The organism is Streptomyces sp. NPDC001544 (genome assembly GCF_042894285.1).
Taxonomy (GTDB): Bacteria; Actinomycetota; Actinomycetes; order Streptomycetales; family Streptomycetaceae; genus Streptomyces.
In genome coordinates this window covers 18,771-33,544 of record NZ_JBIAVN010000004.1, presented here as the reverse complement: position 1 = coordinate 33,544, position 14,774 = coordinate 18,771, and the positions used below count along the sequence as shown (strand labels likewise).

Here is a 14,774-nt window from a genome sequence, read left to right as displayed (position 1 = left end):
CCTGGTCGGGACTTACCGAAGCGGCCCCTGGTTGTCAGTGGTGGCCGATACCGTTGCGTACGCATCACGACCCTCCTGCCACGGAACGACCGTGGCCGCTGAGTCCAAAGGAGGTGGGTTCCACATGCGTCACTACGAGGTGATGGTCATCCTCGACCCCGATCTGGAGGAGCGCGCTGTCTCCCCCCTGATCGAGAACTTCCTCTCCGTCGTCCGTGAGGGCAACGGAAAGGTGGAGAAGGTCGACACCTGGGGCCGTCGTCGTCTCGCTTACGAGATCAAGAAGAAGCCTGAGGGCATCTACTCGGTCATCGACCTGCAGGCCGAGCCTGCGGTCGTGAAGGAGCTCGACCGCCAGATGAACCTGAACGAGTCGGTCCTCCGGACCAAGGTCCTCCGCCCCGAGACCCACTGAGCTCTCCCGCTCGGTTGATCCCGGGATTCGAGTAGCACCAAGCAGCCAGCAGCAAACCCGCCGAGAGGTTCCCCCATGGCAGGCGAGACCGTCATCACGGTCGTCGGCAATCTTGTCGATGACCCCGAGCTGCGCTTCACCCCGTCCGGTGCGGCGGTCGCGAAGTTCCGCGTCGCGTCCACTCCCCGTACCTTCGACCGTCAGACCAACGAGTGGAAGGACGGCGAGAGCCTCTTCCTGACCTGCTCGGTCTGGCGTCAGGCGGCGGAGAACGTCGCCGAGTCGCTTCAGCGAGGCATGCGCGTCATCGTGCAGGGCCGGCTGAAGCAGCGGTCCTACGAGGACCGCGAGGGCGTCAAGCGCACGGTCTACGAGCTGGACGTCGAGGAAGTCGGCGCCAGCCTGCGCAATGCCACGGCCAAGGTCACCAAGACCGCCGGCCGCGGTGGTCAGGGTGGTTACGGCGGCGGCGGTGGCGGCCAGCAGGGTGGCGGCGGCTGGGGCGGCGGCCCCGGTGGCGGCCAGCAGGGTGGCGGCGCTCCTGCCGACGACCCGTGGGCGACCGGCGCTCCCGCCGGTGGCCAGCAGGGCGGCGGCGGTGGCTGGGGCGGTGGCTCCGGCGGCGGTGGCGGCTACTCGGACGAGCCCCCCTTCTAGGCCCTCGGGCCCAAGGGCGGGTCGTACCCAAACTTCTTGATCACACAGGAGAAACACCATGGCGAAGCCGCCTGTGCGCAAGCCGAAGAAGAAGGTCTGCGCTTTCTGCAAGGACAAGGTCACGTACGTGGACTACAAGGACACGAACATGCTGCGGAAGTTCATTTCCGACCGCGGCAAGATCCGTGCCCGCCGCGTGACCGGCAACTGCACGCAGCACCAGCGTGACGTCGCCACGGCCGTGAAGAACAGCCGTGAGATGGCGCTGCTGCCCTACACCTCCACCGCGCGATAAGGGAAGGGTGACCGACACATGAAGATCATCCTCACCCACGAGGTCTCCGGCCTCGGTGCCGCGGGCGACGTCGTCGACGTCAAGGACGGTTACGCTCGCAACTACCTGATCCCGCGGAAGTTCGCGATCCGCTGGACCAAGGGTGGCGAGAAGGACGTCGAGCAGATCCGTCGTGCTCGCAAGATCCACGAGATCCAGACCATCGAGCAGGCCAACGCTGTGAAGGCCCAGCTCGAAGGTGTGAAGGTCCGTCTGGCCGTCCGCTCCGGCGACGCCGGTCGTCTCTTCGGTTCCGTCACCCCGGCCGACATCGCGTCCGCGATCAAGGCGTCCGGTGGCCCCGAGGTCGACAAGCGCCGCATCGAGCTGTCCGCGCCGATCAAGACCCTGGGCGCCCACGAGACGTCCGTGCGTCTGCACCCCGAGGTTGCCGCCAAGGTCAACATCGAGGTCATCGCCGCGTGATCGCTGCGCTCGGCTTGAACAGCTGAGAGAAGGGGCCGCACCCGCCGGGTGCGGCCCCTTCTTGGTTGTGTTTCACGTGAAACGCCGGTTTCCCGTGAAACGTCAGCGCGTTGCGCCGGTGACGATCCAACGGCCCGAGCGGGTGCGCAGCCACAAGGTCAGCATCCGTACGGTCATCATCAGTGTCATGGCCGCCCAGACCGCGGTGAGCCCGCCGCCGAAGACGGGGACCAGCAACGCCACCGGGGCGAAGACCACAAGGGTGACCAGCATGGCCCCGGCCAGATACGGCCCGTCCCCCGCTCCCATGAGGACGCCGTCGAGGACGAAGACCACACCGCAGACCGGTTGGGAGAGGGCCACCATGAGCAGCGCCGGCAAAGCCGCGTCCTTCACGACGGAGTCGCTGGTGAACAGCGGCAGAAAGAGTGGGCGCGTCACGATCACCAGCAGTCCGAGAAACACACCGACCGCCAGTCCCCACTGCACCATCCGGCGACAGGCCTCCCGGGCACCCCGGGAATCATCCGCCCCCAGATAGCGCCCGATGATGGCCTGTCCGGCGATCGCGATGGCGTCCAGGGCGAAGGCCAGAAGACTCCACAGGGACAGGATGATCTGGTGGGCCGCGATGTCGGCGTCACCGAGGCGGGCCGCGACTGCTGTGGCGATCATGAGGATCGCCCGCAGTGAGAGCGTCCGGACCAGCAGGGGCACACCTGCCTGGGCCGAGGCGCGGATGCCGGACGCATCGGGGCGCAGTGACGCCCCGTGGCGGCGGGCTCCTCGGACGACGACGCCGAGGTACACCGACGCCATCCCGCACTGGGCGATCACGGTGCCCCAGGCGGAACCGTCGATACCGAGCCCGGCGCCATAGACGAGCCCGGCGTTGAGAGCGGCGTTGGCGACGAACCCCGCGAGGGCGACGTACAGCGGTGTCCTGGTGTCCTGCAGTCCCCGCAGCACACCGGTGGCGGCGAGCACGGCCAGCATGGCCGGGATGCCCCATGCGGAGATCCGCAGATAGCTGGTCGCGTACGGGGCGGCTGTGGGCGAGGCGCCGAAGAGCTCGACGAGGGCGGGTGCCAGGGGCACCGTGAGGGCGATGACCGCAGCGCCCAGCATCAGTGCGAGCCAGATCCCGTCCATGCCCTGGCGGATGGCCGCTTGGAGGTCGCCCGCGCCCACCCGTCGGGCGACGGCCGCCGTGGTGGCGTAGGCGAGGAACACGAAGACGCTCACGGCTGTCGTGAGCAGGGCCGAGGCCACCCCCAGGCCGGCGAGCTGAGCTGTGCCGAGATGGCCGACGATCGCGCTGTCGGCCATGACGAACAGGGGCTCGGCGACGAGTGCGCCGAAGGCGGGGAGGGCCAGCGCGATGATCTCGCGGTCGTGTCGCCGCCGGTCGACGCTGGAGACCGCGGAAGCCTGTGTCATGGACACTAATCTAATCGTCCACAGGTAATAGGTGCAAACGCCCTGTGTCCATTACTTTCAGTTGCGGATCGCGCGCTTGTGCACACCATCGGGGGTGATCTTGGCCCGACTGGGAAAGTTTTTCTTCTGCACAGCCCGTGGACGGTGAATCCGCAGGTCAGAGCGGCTTCGATGGCAGAATCGAGGGCTTGTTCACAGCGCTGTCCACCGGGTCGTGCACAGGTTTCGGCGAGTTCTCCACAGCATCGGGCCCGTCGTCCACATGGCCTGTGGATAACCAGATTGGCTGACGGTGCCGACGGGCCTACCGTTGTCCGGCGCCCGCTCCTTCCGTCGGCCCAGGAAACCTCGCAAAACCGACACGATGGAACCGGAGTTGGGTCTCTCAGTTGTCAGTGTCGTGCCGTAGAAATGAGGGCACGGCGAGATCCGCCCCGGGCGGACGGGAGGAGGTGGCTCGGTGAGCATTTCCGAGCCCTTGGACGATCCGTGGGCCGACAGCGGTCCCAGCGATCGCCTGCCCGCCTCCCGCCGCAGCAGCGGTGGCCGCGGCCGGGACGAGCAGCACGACCGGGGCGGCGACGGCGGCCCCTGGGACGGCGGTGGTCCTTCCTTCGAGCGGGTGCCGCCGCAGGACCTCGATGCCGAACAGTCCGTGCTCGGCGGCATGCTGCTCTCCAAGGACGCCATCGCCGACGTCGTCGAGGTCCTCAAGGGCCATGACTTCTACAAGCCCGCGCACGAGACGATCTACCAGGCGATCCTCGACGTCTATGCCAAGGGGGAGCCCGCCGACCCCATCACGATCGCCGCCGAACTCACCAAGCGCGGTGAGATCAACAAGATCGGCGGAGCGGCGTATCTGCACACCCTGGTACAGACCGTGCCGACGGCGGCGAACGCCGAGTACTACGCGGAGATCGTGCACGAGCGCGCGGTGCTGCGCCGTCTGGTGGAAGCCGGCACGCGCATCACGCAGATGGGATACGCGGCGGACGACGACGTCGACGAGATCGTCAACCGGGCCCAGGCCGAGATCTACGCCGTCACCGAGCAGCGCACCAGCGAGGACTACCTGCCGCTCGGCGACATCATGGAGGGCGCCCTCGACGAGATCGAGGCGATCGGCTCGCGCAGCGGCGAGATGACGGGCGTGCCCACCGGGTTCACCGACTTCGACTCGCTCACGAACGGCCTGCACCCCGGTCAGATGATCGTCATCGCGGCGCGTCCCGCCATGGGTAAGTCGACGCTGGCCCTGGACTTCGCGCGCGCCGCCTCCATCAAGAACAACCTGCCGAGCGTCATCTTCTCGCTCGAGATGGGGCGCAACGAGATCGCGATGCGTCTGCTGTCCGCCGAGGCACGCGTCGCCCTGCACCACATGCGCTCGGGCACGATGACCGACGAGGACTGGACGCGGCTGGCCCGCCGCATGCCGGACGTGTCGGCCGCGCCGCTCTTCATCGACGACTCCCCGAACCTGTCGATGATGGAGATCCGCGCCAAGTGCCGTCGTCTCAAGCAGCGCAACGACATCCGTCTGGTCGTCATCGACTACCTCCAGCTGATGCAGTCCGGCGGCTCCAAGCGGGCCGAGAGCCGCCAGCAGGAGGTCTCGGACATGTCCCGTAACCTCAAACTGCTCGCCAAGGAGCTGGAGATCCCGGTCATCGCGCTGTCCCAGCTCAACCGTGGCCCCGAGCAGCGCACCGACAAGAAGCCGATGGTCTCCGACCTGCGTGAGTCCGGGTCCATCGAGCAGGACGCCGACATGGTCATCCTGCTGCACCGCGAGGACGCCTACGAGAAGGAGTCCCCCCGCGCGGGCGAGGCCGACCTGATCGTCGCCAAGCACCGAAACGGCCCGACGGCCACGATCACGGTCGCTTTCCAGGGGCACTACTCGCGGTTCGTGGACATGGCGCAGACCTGATCCACGGGCTCGGCCGAACCGGCTCGACGGCCACGGGTCCCGCAAGATGAACTGGCGCCATGACGACATCTCAGCAAGAGCTACTGCCCGGCACTCGTCGTGCCTTGTTGCACCGGATCGCCGTGGCCCAGGCCGAAGGCCGCGCACCCTCGCTGGTTGCGGCGGTGGTGCGAGGCGGACGAGCGGTATGGCACGGCGCGCGGACCTGCGTGGACGGTCATGGGCCCGACGAGAACGTCCAGTACCGGATCGGGTCGATCACCAAGACCTTCACCGCCGTCCTAGTGCTGCGGCTGCGTGACGAGGGCGTGCTCGACCTCGGCGACCGGCTGGAGAAGCATCTGCCGGGAACCGGTGCCGGGGAGGCCACCATCGCCGGACTGCTCGCGCACACGGGCGGGCTGGCGGCCGAGTCGCCCGCACCGTGGTGGGAGCGCACTCCCGGATCGCTGCGCCCCGAGGTGGGTGACGTACTGGGCGAGCAGCCCTTGGTGCATCCGGTCGGCCGCCGGTTCCACTACTCCAACCCCGGCTACACACTGCTGGGTGCGCTGGTGGAGGAGCTGCGCCAAGCCCCCTGGGAGGAGGTGCTCCGACGTGAGGTGCTCGAACCCCTGGGCCTGCACCGGACGAGCGCGCAGCCGCAGGCGCCGCACGCGGGCGGCTGGGCGGTGCATCCGTGGGCCGACGCGCTGCTGCCGGAACCTCTGGAGGACCTCGGCCGCATGGCACCTGCCGGGCAACTGTGGTCGACCACCGGCGACTTGGCCCGCTTCGCGGCCTTCCTGACCACGGGCGACGACCGTGTGCTGAGCGCGGAGTCGGTGCGGGAGATGCGGACGCCCGCGGCGCCGGCTGAGACCGCGGACGTGATGGACGGTGCGACCTATGGACTCGGCCTGCAGATCCAGCATCGTGACGGCAGGCTGCTCGTGGGGCACTCGGGCTCGTTGCCGGGCTTCCTGGCGAACCTCACCATCGGCGTGGCGGACGATGTCGCGGCGGTCGTGCTGGCCAACTGCACTTCCGGCCCGCTGCTGTCCGTGGTGGGTGCCGACCTTGTACGTATCGTCGCCGAGGCCGAGCCACGGATTCCCGAGCCCTGGCGACCGCTGTCCGAGGTCGACCGCTCGGTGCTGGAGCTGGCGGGGCAGTGGTACTGGGGCACACATGCCTTCGCGCTGCGGGTGACAACCGACGGGCTCGTCTCCTTGGGGCCGCTGTCCGGGAACGGCCGCAGCTCGCGTTTCCGGCCCAACGGGGACGGTACCTGGACAGGATTGGAGGGTTACTACGCCGGAGAGCTCCTGCGGCCCGTACGGCGCCCGGACGGAGCCCTCGGGCACCTTGACCTCGGGTCGTTCGTGTTCACCCGTCAGCCGTACGACGAGGGGGATCCTGTGCCCGGTGGTGTGGATCCCGAGGGCTGGCGGGGGATCCGCTAGCGACCTTCGACCGGTGGCTTGTTTCACGTGAAACAAGCCACCGGGCCGCGTTCAGAGCTGGAGTTTGAAACCCACGTGTGAGGCCGCGAAGCCAAGCCGCTCGTAGAAGCGGTGGGCATCGGTCCGTGTGTTGTCGGAGGTCAGCTGCACCAGATGGCAGTCCAGACGCCTGGATTCGTCGATCGCCCATTCGATGAGCCGGGTGCCCAGACCGCTGCCGCGTTCTTCCGTGTGGATGCGGACGCCCTCGATGATCGACCTGGTGGCCCCGCGCCTCGACAACCCGGGAACGATCGTGAGCTGGAGCGTGCCGACGACTCGGCCCTCGCGTACCGCGACGACCAGATGCTGGTTCGGATCCGCCTCGAGCCGCTTGAGGGCGGTGAGGTACGGGCTCAGATCGTCCGGTGACTCGCGCTGTGCGCCGAGCGGATCGTCGGCGAGCATGCTGACGATGGCGGGGATGTCCTCGGCGACGGCGGCCCGTATCTCGAAATGATCTCCCATGGGTGCACTCTATGTGGCCGCCACGGTGAGGGGGGCGAACCGGCGGGCCCAGTCCCCGGGCAGCTCCGTGGCGCCGTACGTCATGACGGAGTTGAAGGTGACGGACTCCAGCCCGCGTTCCTTCACCCACACCAGCAGTGCCTCGTGCCGCACGTCGATGTCAGTACGCAGCGGGCGGTCGGTGCGGGCGGCGAGCGAGGCGAAGAGGGCCTGGGCCGTCTCGGTGTCGCGGGCGATCAGTGGTCCGATGACCTGCGTGTCCATGTTGGGCCAGGCGCCCGCGTACCCGGTGATCCGGCCGTTCTCCTCGGCGACGCGCAGCTGGTCGGTGAAGGCGGGCAGCCGCGTGATGATGTGCGTGCGATCTGCCCCGAACACCTCCTCGTCGAGCCGGAGGATGGCGGCGAGGTCCTCGGCGGTGGCCGCTCGCGTCGCAACCCCGTTTTCCGGCCCACGCGGCGTGAACGGTCCCATGACCATCTCCGCCCGTCCGATGACCTTGAAGCCGAGCTCCTCGTACAGCGGGCGGCCGTACGGCGTCGCGTGCAGGGTGAGCGGTGTCGTCCCCATCGCCGCGACGACATGACGCAGCAGTCGGCGCCCGACGCCCCGGCGGGCGTACCGCTCGGCTACCAGGACCATGCCGAGGGCCCCCAGGTCCGGGCGGTCCTGCGGACCGTACTGCGTGACGATGCATGCGGCGATCAGGCCGCCACCGGGATCGTCGATGCCGTAGCCATGTCCGGCGATGAGGAGGAAGCCCCACTTGTGCTCCTCCCGCGGCCACCCCCGGTCTTCGGACAAGTCGGCGCAGGCGGTGAGATCGCGCAGCGTCAGACGACGGATGGGCAGAGCGTCGAGGGATGGAGTTGGCACGCAGGCCAGGCTGTCCGACCATGGCCCTTGGCGTCCACCCGTTTCGGGCCACACGCAGATGCTTTTGGCCATGTCGTAGCCATCCGCACAGCCCGTGGACAGACTCCGGGTGTTTCACGTGAAACGTCGGCGAACGGTGAGCGTACGGCAGGTCGTCGAAGAGCGGGGAAGTCCCCCGAGGGGAATTCGCCGCACGGTACGAGCGCACCCGTGGAGATTTCCCGGCAACTCGGCCTGCAAGTGGACGCTATGGCGCTGATCCGGTGGTCGTGGCCAGGCGGATCGGTTCGTCGTAATACGGCATGGTCTGGCTCGCATCCGTGAGGCCGGGGCGGAGAGCAGGAACGCCGGCCACGGTGATGTTCGGTGCCGGCGCCGGTACCAGCGCCGGTGCCGGCACCGAACGCGGTCAATGAGGACATCGATCTTAATGATCTCTCGAAGCACTCCCATACGGGGCGAGATCCGTGAGAGGCCTACCAAGGGGCGGACTCAGCCCGGTAATTGGAGAATAATCGGTTCGGCCCCGGCGGATTTCTGGGGGAGTGCGCGGAGGACGGTGGCCGGTAGGGTCGACTTCGATTAGCGTCCGGGTGCGGCGCATTAAGCCGCATTTCCGGGTATGCGACCCTGGGTGACCACTCAGGGGGATGCCGCAACCGACCGCGCGGGAAAGCAGACCCCTTCCGATTCCGGAAGTACGCAGACCGACCGAAAGATGTTCGAGGCGAGGCACACCATGGACGCTCCGACCGCCACGTCGGCGGACAACGGCACATCCGGCGGGGGCGGCTGGTTCACCCCACGCACCGGCCCGGCCGCGGAGACCACTCCGGCCTCGTCCACCACCTCGCCCTCCGAACCGGGCGCCCGCGCCCAGCGCTCCGTGCCCGTCGCCCAGCAAGCTTCCCCGGACGCCCTCCTCATCCGCCGCACCATGGCCGAGGTCGCCCCCGTGGCCGACAAGGCCACCTCGTACTTCTACGCTCTGCTCTTCGTGCGCCACCCCGAACTGCGGTCACTGTTCCCGCCGTCGATGGACACCCAGCGGGACCGGCTGTTCAAGGCGCTGCTGACGGCCGTCGAACACTTCGACGACACCCCCGTTCTCGTCGACTACCTGCAGAACCTCGGCCGTGGCCACCGCAAGTACGGCACCCGGCCCGAGCACTACCCCGCTCTCGGTGAGTGCCTCATCGGTGCGCTGAGCAGGTACGCCTCCGCCGTCTGGGACGGAGAGACAGAAGCGGCCTGGGTGCGGGCGTACACGACCATTTCCCAGGTCATGATCGACGCGGCGGCGGCCGACGAACTGCGCGCGCCGGCCTGGTGGCACGCCGAGGTCGTCGCACACGACCTCAGGACTGCGGACGTCGCGGTCCTCACCCTCCGCCCGGACCAGCCCTATCCCTTCCTCGCCGGCCAGTACACAAGCGTGGAGACACCCTGGTGGCCCCGCGTCTGGCGGCACTATTCCTTCGCCTCGGCCCCGCGCTCCGACGGGCTGCTGACCTTCCATGTGAAGGCCGTCCCCGCGGGCTGGGTCTCCAGTGCCCTGGTCCACCGCGCCCGACCCGGCGACGTCGTCCGGCTCGGGCCGTCGACCGGCTCGATGACCGTCGACCACAGCACGGACAGAGGCTTGCTCTGTCTAGGCGGCGGCACGGGCATAGCGCCCATCAAGGCGCTGGTCGAGGATGTCGCCGAGCACGGCACGCGCCGCCGGGTCGAGGTGTTCTACGGTGCCCGATCCGACCACGACCTGTACGACATCGACACCCTGCTCCGCTTGCAGAAGAGCCACCCCTGGCTCTCCGTCCGCGCGGTCGTCGACCAGTTCCCAGCCCGTCTCCAGCTTCCGGGCGCGGTGCGCGAGCACGGTCCGTGGAACGAGTACGAGGCCTATGTCTCGGGGCCGCCCGGGATGATCCGCAGCGGTGTCGACGCGCTCAGGGACGCCGGTATCCCGGCGCACCGGATACGCCACGACTCGGTCGAGGAGCTCTTGGGCGTGGGGAACTGATCCCTCACCCCAGGTCCGGGGCGTGCATAGCCCGTACGCCCTCGATGTTGCCGTCGAGATAGTGCCGCAGGGACAGCGGAACCAGGTGCACGGACGCGATGCCGACCCGGGTGAAAGGCACACGGACGATCTCGTACTCGCCGCTCGGCTCCTCCACCTCGGGCCCATGGCGAAGCGAGGGGTCCATGGACTCCAGTCGGCAGACGAAGAAGTGCTGCACCTTCACGCCGGTTGCGCCGCCGTCCTCACCGATGTGCTCCACGGTGTCCACAAAGCAGGGCACCACATCGGCGATCTTGGCGCCGAGCTCTTCGTACACCTCGCGGTGCAGGGCGTGGACGACAGTCGTGTCGCTCGGCTCGACCCCGCCACCTGGAGTGACCCAGTAGGGATCGACACCGGGCTTGGTGCGCTTGATCAGGATCAGGTCGTCACCGTCCAGGAGAACGGCACGGGCGGTGCGCTTGACCACGGGTCGGACGGTCATGGGAGAAATGTGGCCCGGTTGGTTCCACGTGAAACATCGCAAAGCGCCACAGGGCGAGCGCATGCGGTGACCTTCGACGGGCCCCCGGGTCAGCACCAGTCGACGGCCGCCCGCTGAAGCCACTCGTACGCGCGGGCGATGTGCGGCATCGCGAGGGTGCCGGTACGCACCACCAGGAAGTAAGTCCGCAGCGGGGGCACGGCGGGCTCGTGCAGAGCGACGATGTCACCGCGCTGGATGGCGCCGTCGCACAGATACCGGGGCAGCACCGCCAGACCCGCCCCCGCAGTGGCACAGGCAAGGACGGCGCGCAGATCGGGGACGATGACGGTGCCCGATACCGAAGGGCGGGAGTCGAAGACGGAAGCCCAGTACCGGGAGACGAAGGGCAGAGACTCGTGCACCTCGACCACGGGCAGGTTCTCCAGGGCGGCCGCACCGTTGCGACGGGGGCTTCCCGAGCCGATCCGCTCGGCCCACCGCGGGGAGGCGATCAGGACGTGCTCCTCGTCGCACAGCGGAGTCGCCGTGAGCAGGGCACCGCGCGGGCGGGCCGTGCTGATGGCCAGATCATGATGTCCGGCGGCGAGTCCTTCCAATATCGCTTCGGCGTTTCCGAAGGAGGCGCGCAGCTCGAAGCCCTGGCCGTCGCTCCCGGTCAGCCCGGTGAGGGCGGGAAGCGCGCGTGCGGCGGTGAACTCGGGAGGGCCGGCGAGATGCAGGGTCCGTGACGAGGACTCCTCGTCGAGCCCGGTCTCGGCTATCTCCACCAGAGCGTCGAGATGCGGAGCGGCCTTGTGGGCCAGTTCGTCACCGATGGTGGTGGGGGTCACCCCGCGGGCCTGCCGAAGGAACAGCGGGCGGCCCAGCTGTCTTTCCAGGGTGCGGATCTGGGAGGTGACGGCCGGCTGGGAGAGGCCGAGGAGCGCGGCGGCACGGGTGAAGGAACCGGCCCGGTGCACGGTCACGAAGGTGCGCAGCAAGGCCAAATCCATGGAACGCCCTCCCCCTCCCCTTCCCCTGCCTTTCTCCCGTCCCCCCGGACAGGGACCAACTATAAATAAGTCGATAGGTCTCTGTCGCTAGCGTGATTGGACACTGACGCAGAGTCAACTAGCCTGGTTCGCGCGGTTCTTCGCGCGCGGAACCGGGACGGTCCGAGCCACGAGGGGGGAGGTTCGGGCCGTCCGTCACACCTGGCCGGATTCGCTCGTGCGTCCGCGCAGCGGTCAGTCAGCCGACTCGTCCAGGGCACGGAGCACATCCGCCACCAGGTCCTCGGGGTCCTCGGCGCCGACGGACAGCCGCACGAAGCCCTCCGGTACCGCGTCCCCGCCCCAGCGGCCGCGTCGTTCCGCAGTGGAGCGAACACCGCCGAAGCTCGTGGCGGAGTCCACGAACCGCAGGGCGCCGAGGAAACGATCGGCACGCGCGCGCGTGGGCAGCGTGAAGGAGACGACGCACCCGTAACAGCGCATCTGCTGTGAGGCGACCTTGTGCGAGGGGTCGTCCGGCAGTCCCGGATACCGCAGGCCGGTCACCTCCGGCCGCTCCCGCAGGGCCTCGGCGAGGGTCAGGGCCGTTGCGTCCTGCCGGTCCACGCGCAGCTGCAGCGTGGCCAGGGAGCGGTGCGCGAGCCAGGCCTCCATGGGGCCGGCGATCGCACCGGCGATCTTGCGCCAGCGGCGTACCGCGGTCATGGTGTCGCCGCTTCGACCGGTGACGTATCCGAGCAGCAGGTCCCCGTGCCCGGTGAGCTGCTTGGTGCCGCTGGCCACGGAGAAGTCGGCGCCCAGTTCGAGCGGCCGCTGCCCGAGCGGTGTCGCGAGCGTGTTGTCGACGGCGACCAGGGCGCCGCGCGCGTGTGCCGCGTCCGCCAGGCTCCGGATGTCGCAGACGTCGAGGCCGGGGTTGGACGGCGACTCGATCCACAGCAGCGCCGCCCCGTCGAGGGCCTCGAGCTGGGCGTCACCACCGGTGGGCGCGGTACGCACCTCGATGCCGTACGCCTCCAGCTGGGCGCGCACCAACGGCAGTGCCTGGTAGCCGTCACTGGGCAGGACGACCGCGTCCCCCGCGCGCAACCGGGAGAACAGCACGGAGGAGATGGCGGCCATGCCGGAGGAGAAGACCAGGGTTTCCACGCCGTCCCGGCCCGGTGCCTCCAGCTCGCCTATGGCACGCTCCAGCAGACTCCACGTGGGGTTCTCGTCCCGGCCGTAGGTGTAGGGGCCGGTGGGGTCGCCCGGCAGGTGGTAGTGGGCTGCGAACACGGGTCCGGGAAGGGTCGGCTCGTGCTTGACCGGCTCGGGGAGCCCGGCACGCACCGCGCGGGTGCCCTCACCGGCGGTGGGCAGACCGTGCTCGGTGTCTCCCGTGCCGTTCTGTGCCCTCCTGCCGCGGTCGTCCGCAGCCGACTCGCTCATGCCGCCCGTCCCTCCAGTTCGTTCCGCACCGCGGCGAGCAGACCGGTGCTCGCCGCCTCCACCATCTCAAGACACTCCTCGAAGCCGTCCATGCCCCCGTAGTACGGGTCCGGTACGTCGAGGTCGACACCCGCGTCCGGGTCGTAGGAGCGCAGCAGCCGGACCTTCCGCGCGTCCTCCTCCGTCGGCGCGAGGCGGCGCAGGGCCTTGAGGTGGCCGGTGTCCAGGGCTATGACGAGGTCGCGGCGGGAGAACCAGGCCGCCTGGAACTGGCGGGCGGTGTGGTCGCTGTCGTAGCCGTGTTCCTCGAGGACGGAGACGGTGCGCGGGTCGGCGCCGTCGCCCTCGTGCCAGCCGCCGGTGCCGGCGCTGTCGACCGTGACGAGCTCCTCCAGGCCGGCCTCGGCCACGCGCGCGCGGAAGACGGATTCGGCCATCGGGGACCGGCAGATGTTGCCGGTGCAGACGAAGCAGACGCGGTAGGTCATGGCGGGCTCAGTCCTCGTCCGGCAGTACGACGTGCAGCGCCCAGGAGACGATCGAGATGATCAGACCGCCGAGCACGGCGGTCCAGAAGCCCTCGACATGGAAGCTCAGGTCCAGCTTGTCGCACACCCAGGAGGTCAGCAGCAGCATCAGCGCGTTGACCACCAGGGTGAACAGGCCGAGGGTGAGGATGAACAGGGGGAAGGTCAGGACCGTCAGGATCGGCTTGACCAGCCAGTTCACCACGCCGAACACCAGTGCGACCGCGATCAGTGTGCCGGCCTTCTTGCCGGTACTGTCACCGGTCAGGGTGATCTTGTCGAGCAGCCACACGGCGACCGCCAGGGCGCCCGCGTTGGCGATCGTCTTGACTACGAAATTCTTCATGTGTCTGATCGTGGCAGACGGGCATGGCAGCGAGCAGTGGGGCGAGGGCGACAACAGCGATGAAGGCATTCCGGCTGGACGAACTGGAGGCGGAGCGCGCCGCCAACGAGGGCGCCTACCTTCAGTTCCTGCGGGAGCGGAACATGTCGGTCGGTCTGTACGCGCTCGACGCGGGCGATCACGACCGGCAGACGCCGCACAACCAGGACGAGGTGTACTTCGTCGTCAGCGGCCGGGCCTCCATCACGGTCGGCCTGGAGACAACCCAGGTGGCGCGCGGCAGCGTGGTGTACGTACCGGCCGGGGTCGCCCACAAGTTCCACCACATCAGCGAGGACCTCCGGGTCCTGGTCGTGTTCTCTCCACCCGAGGCGTGAAGCCGTCCCCGACGATTCCCTAGGGGAACGGTCAGGGGAGGACAAGGGGTGCGAGGCCCCCGCCGGCCCCTTGGCGGACCTAGCATCGGTGGCAGGACTTCAAGAGCACTTCGAGAGCAAGGGACATGGGCAATGGGAGAGATCTTCGCGGGCCTGCCGTGGTGGGTGAAGTGGGTCGCGGTGCCCGTCATCGCCCTGGTCGTGTTCGGCGGCGTGATAGCCAGTGTGGTCGGGTTCGTGATCGGCCTGCTCTTCAAGGCGCTGGTCTTCGTCGCCCTGGTCGGCGGTCTGATCTACATCGTGCGGAAGTTCATGGCGGGCTCCTCGTCGCGCGGCGACTGGTGAGCCGCCAGGGGAGCCGGTGACGGTAACAGGAATCGCCGGTTCCCTCGGGCGGGGGAAGTTTTCCGGGCGGGCCGTCCGCAGGCGGTGGCGGGCGGTTAGAGTCCGGAATTCGCCGCGGGGCGCAGCCCCGGGGACGGCGTACCCCCACCCCGTGTTCCTCCTGCACGGGCTGCCCCTCGCGCTTCGGGAGTGACCCTTTGGCCACGG

Annotated in this window: 17 protein-coding genes; 9 read left to right on the top strand and 8 right to left on the bottom strand. The window is 68.8% G+C overall.

The window, feature by feature from the left end:
• Positions 1-124 precede the first annotated feature (124 nt).
• From rpsF to rplI, 4 genes are all read left to right on the top strand, one after another.
• Positions 125-415 carry a 30S ribosomal protein S6 gene (gene rpsF / locus ACFY0F_RS12950; RefSeq protein WP_004950685.1) on the top strand — a complete coding sequence of 97 codons (291 nt, stop codon included), beginning with the start codon at positions 125-127 and terminating at the stop codon, positions 413-415.
• Positions 416-490: 75 nt separating this feature from the next.
• Positions 491-1,072, top strand: coding sequence for a single-stranded DNA-binding protein (locus ACFY0F_RS12945; protein WP_388792492.1), 582 nt, complete (start codon positions 491-493; stop codon positions 1,070-1,072).
• A gap of 58 nt (positions 1,073-1,130) precedes the next feature.
• On the top strand, positions 1,131-1,367 hold the full coding sequence (gene rpsR, locus ACFY0F_RS12940) for a 30S ribosomal protein S18 (RefSeq protein ID WP_003949403.1): 237 nt from the start codon (positions 1,131-1,133) through the stop codon (positions 1,365-1,367).
• 18 nt (positions 1,368-1,385) lie between these two features.
• Positions 1,386-1,832, top strand: a complete 447-nt coding sequence (gene rplI / locus ACFY0F_RS12935) for a 50S ribosomal protein L9 (RefSeq protein ID WP_388792490.1) — start codon at positions 1,386-1,388, stop codon at positions 1,830-1,832.
• A 102-nt stretch (positions 1,833-1,934) separates the two neighbouring features.
• On the opposite strand, the gene ACFY0F_RS12930 is transcribed toward rplI, so the two are convergent.
• Positions 1,935-3,272 (bottom strand): MATE family efflux transporter, encoded by a 1,338-nt coding sequence (locus tag ACFY0F_RS12930; RefSeq protein ID WP_388792488.1) that lies wholly within the window; start codon positions 3,270-3,272, stop codon positions 1,935-1,937.
• Between the two features lie 460 nt (positions 3,273-3,732).
• On the opposite strand from ACFY0F_RS12930, the gene dnaB reads away from it, so the two are divergent.
• Positions 3,733-5,208, top strand: coding sequence for a replicative DNA helicase (gene dnaB, locus ACFY0F_RS12925; protein WP_388792486.1), 1,476 nt, complete (start codon positions 3,733-3,735; stop codon positions 5,206-5,208).
• A gap of 59 nt (positions 5,209-5,267) precedes the next feature.
• On the top strand, positions 5,268-6,653 hold the full coding sequence (locus tag ACFY0F_RS12920; protein ID WP_388792484.1) for a serine hydrolase domain-containing protein: 1,386 nt from the start codon (positions 5,268-5,270) through the stop codon (positions 6,651-6,653).
• 51 nt (positions 6,654-6,704) lie between these two features.
• Here ACFY0F_RS12920 and ACFY0F_RS12915 read toward each other — a convergent pair whose 3' ends face one another.
• Both ACFY0F_RS12915 and ACFY0F_RS12910 read right to left on the bottom strand, forming a co-directional pair.
• Positions 6,705-7,160 carry a GNAT family N-acetyltransferase gene (locus tag ACFY0F_RS12915; protein WP_388792482.1) on the bottom strand — a complete coding sequence of 152 codons (456 nt, stop codon included), beginning with the start codon at positions 7,158-7,160 and terminating at the stop codon, positions 6,705-6,707.
• Positions 7,161-7,169: 9 nt separating this feature from the next.
• Positions 7,170-8,036, bottom strand: coding sequence for a GNAT family N-acetyltransferase (locus ACFY0F_RS12910; protein WP_388792480.1), 867 nt, complete (start codon positions 8,034-8,036; stop codon positions 7,170-7,172).
• A 739-nt stretch (positions 8,037-8,775) separates the two neighbouring features.
• Here ACFY0F_RS12910 and ACFY0F_RS12905 point away from each other — a divergent pair.
• Entirely contained in the window at positions 8,776-10,059 is a 1,284-nt protein-coding gene (locus tag ACFY0F_RS12905) for a globin domain-containing protein (protein WP_388792478.1), read from the top strand.
• Between the two features lie 4 nt (positions 10,060-10,063).
• Here ACFY0F_RS12905 and ACFY0F_RS12900 read toward each other — a convergent pair whose 3' ends face one another.
• The 5 genes from ACFY0F_RS12900 to ACFY0F_RS12880 form a co-directional block, all read right to left on the bottom strand.
• Positions 10,064-10,546 carry an NUDIX domain-containing protein gene (locus ACFY0F_RS12900; RefSeq protein WP_388792476.1) on the bottom strand — a complete coding sequence of 161 codons (483 nt, stop codon included), beginning with the start codon at positions 10,544-10,546 and terminating at the stop codon, positions 10,064-10,066.
• 89 nt (positions 10,547-10,635) lie between these two features.
• Positions 10,636-11,541 (bottom strand): LysR family transcriptional regulator, encoded by a 906-nt coding sequence (locus ACFY0F_RS12895; protein ID WP_388792474.1) that lies wholly within the window; start codon positions 11,539-11,541, stop codon positions 10,636-10,638.
• A gap of 234 nt (positions 11,542-11,775) precedes the next feature.
• Entirely contained in the window at positions 11,776-12,972 is a 1,197-nt protein-coding gene (locus tag ACFY0F_RS12890) for a cystathionine gamma-lyase (RefSeq protein WP_388792472.1), read from the bottom strand.
• A complete protein-coding gene (locus ACFY0F_RS12885) occupies positions 12,969-13,460 on the bottom strand; it encodes a low molecular weight protein-tyrosine-phosphatase (protein ID WP_388792471.1) in 492 nt (163 codons plus the stop codon). Before ACFY0F_RS12885 ends, ACFY0F_RS12890 begins: the two co-directional genes overlap by 4 nt.
• 7 nt (positions 13,461-13,467) lie before the next feature.
• Positions 13,468-13,845 carry a phage holin family protein gene (locus ACFY0F_RS12880; protein WP_388792469.1) on the bottom strand — a complete coding sequence of 126 codons (378 nt, stop codon included), beginning with the start codon at positions 13,843-13,845 and terminating at the stop codon, positions 13,468-13,470.
• A 59-nt stretch (positions 13,846-13,904) separates the two neighbouring features.
• Between ACFY0F_RS12880 and ACFY0F_RS12875 the strand changes: the two genes are divergently transcribed.
• Together ACFY0F_RS12875 and ACFY0F_RS12870 are read left to right on the top strand one after the other, a co-directional pair.
• Positions 13,905-14,222, top strand: coding sequence for a cupin domain-containing protein (locus ACFY0F_RS12875; RefSeq protein ID WP_388792467.1), 318 nt, complete (start codon positions 13,905-13,907; stop codon positions 14,220-14,222).
• 132 nt (positions 14,223-14,354) lie between these two features.
• Positions 14,355-14,567: a DUF5326 family protein gene (locus tag ACFY0F_RS12870; RefSeq protein WP_388792465.1), complete on the top strand. Its 213-nt coding sequence runs from the start codon at positions 14,355-14,357 to the stop codon at positions 14,565-14,567.
• Positions 14,568-14,774: the final 207 nt, after the last annotated feature.

Excerpts from the sequence above, each read along its gene's own strand:
- rpsF (WP_004950685.1), top strand. The coding sequence starts at position 125 with ATGCGTCACTACGAGGTGATGGTCATCCTCGACCCCGATCTGGAGGAG.
- ACFY0F_RS12945 (WP_388792492.1), top strand. The coding sequence starts at position 491 with ATGGCAGGCGAGACCGTCATCACGGTCGTCGGCAATCTTGTCGATGAC.
- rpsR (WP_003949403.1), top strand. The coding sequence starts at position 1,131 with ATGGCGAAGCCGCCTGTGCGCAAGCCGAAGAAGAAGGTCTGCGCTTTC.
- rplI (WP_388792490.1), top strand. The coding sequence starts at position 1,386 with ATGAAGATCATCCTCACCCACGAGGTCTCCGGCCTCGGTGCCGCGGGC.
- ACFY0F_RS12930 (WP_388792488.1), bottom strand. The coding sequence starts at position 3,272 with ATGACACAGGCTTCCGCGGTCTCCAGCGTCGACCGGCGGCGACACGAC.
- ACFY0F_RS12920 (WP_388792484.1), top strand. The coding sequence starts at position 5,268 with ATGACGACATCTCAGCAAGAGCTACTGCCCGGCACTCGTCGTGCCTTG.
- ACFY0F_RS12915 (WP_388792482.1), bottom strand. The coding sequence starts at position 7,160 with ATGGGAGATCATTTCGAGATACGGGCCGCCGTCGCCGAGGACATCCCC.
- ACFY0F_RS12905 (WP_388792478.1), top strand. The coding sequence starts at position 8,776 with ATGGACGCTCCGACCGCCACGTCGGCGGACAACGGCACATCCGGCGGG.
- ACFY0F_RS12900 (WP_388792476.1), bottom strand. The coding sequence starts at position 10,546 with ATGACCGTCCGACCCGTGGTCAAGCGCACCGCCCGTGCCGTTCTCCTG.
- ACFY0F_RS12895 (WP_388792474.1), bottom strand. The coding sequence starts at position 11,541 with ATGGATTTGGCCTTGCTGCGCACCTTCGTGACCGTGCACCGGGCCGGT.
- ACFY0F_RS12890 (WP_388792472.1), bottom strand. The coding sequence starts at position 12,972 with ATGAGCGAGTCGGCTGCGGACGACCGCGGCAGGAGGGCACAGAACGGC.
- ACFY0F_RS12885 (WP_388792471.1), bottom strand. The coding sequence starts at position 13,460 with ATGACCTACCGCGTCTGCTTCGTCTGCACCGGCAACATCTGCCGGTCC.
- ACFY0F_RS12880 (WP_388792469.1), bottom strand. The coding sequence starts at position 13,845 with ATGAAGAATTTCGTAGTCAAGACGATCGCCAACGCGGGCGCCCTGGCG.
- ACFY0F_RS12875 (WP_388792467.1), top strand. The coding sequence starts at position 13,905 with ATGAAGGCATTCCGGCTGGACGAACTGGAGGCGGAGCGCGCCGCCAAC.
- ACFY0F_RS12870 (WP_388792465.1), top strand. The coding sequence starts at position 14,355 with ATGGGAGAGATCTTCGCGGGCCTGCCGTGGTGGGTGAAGTGGGTCGCG.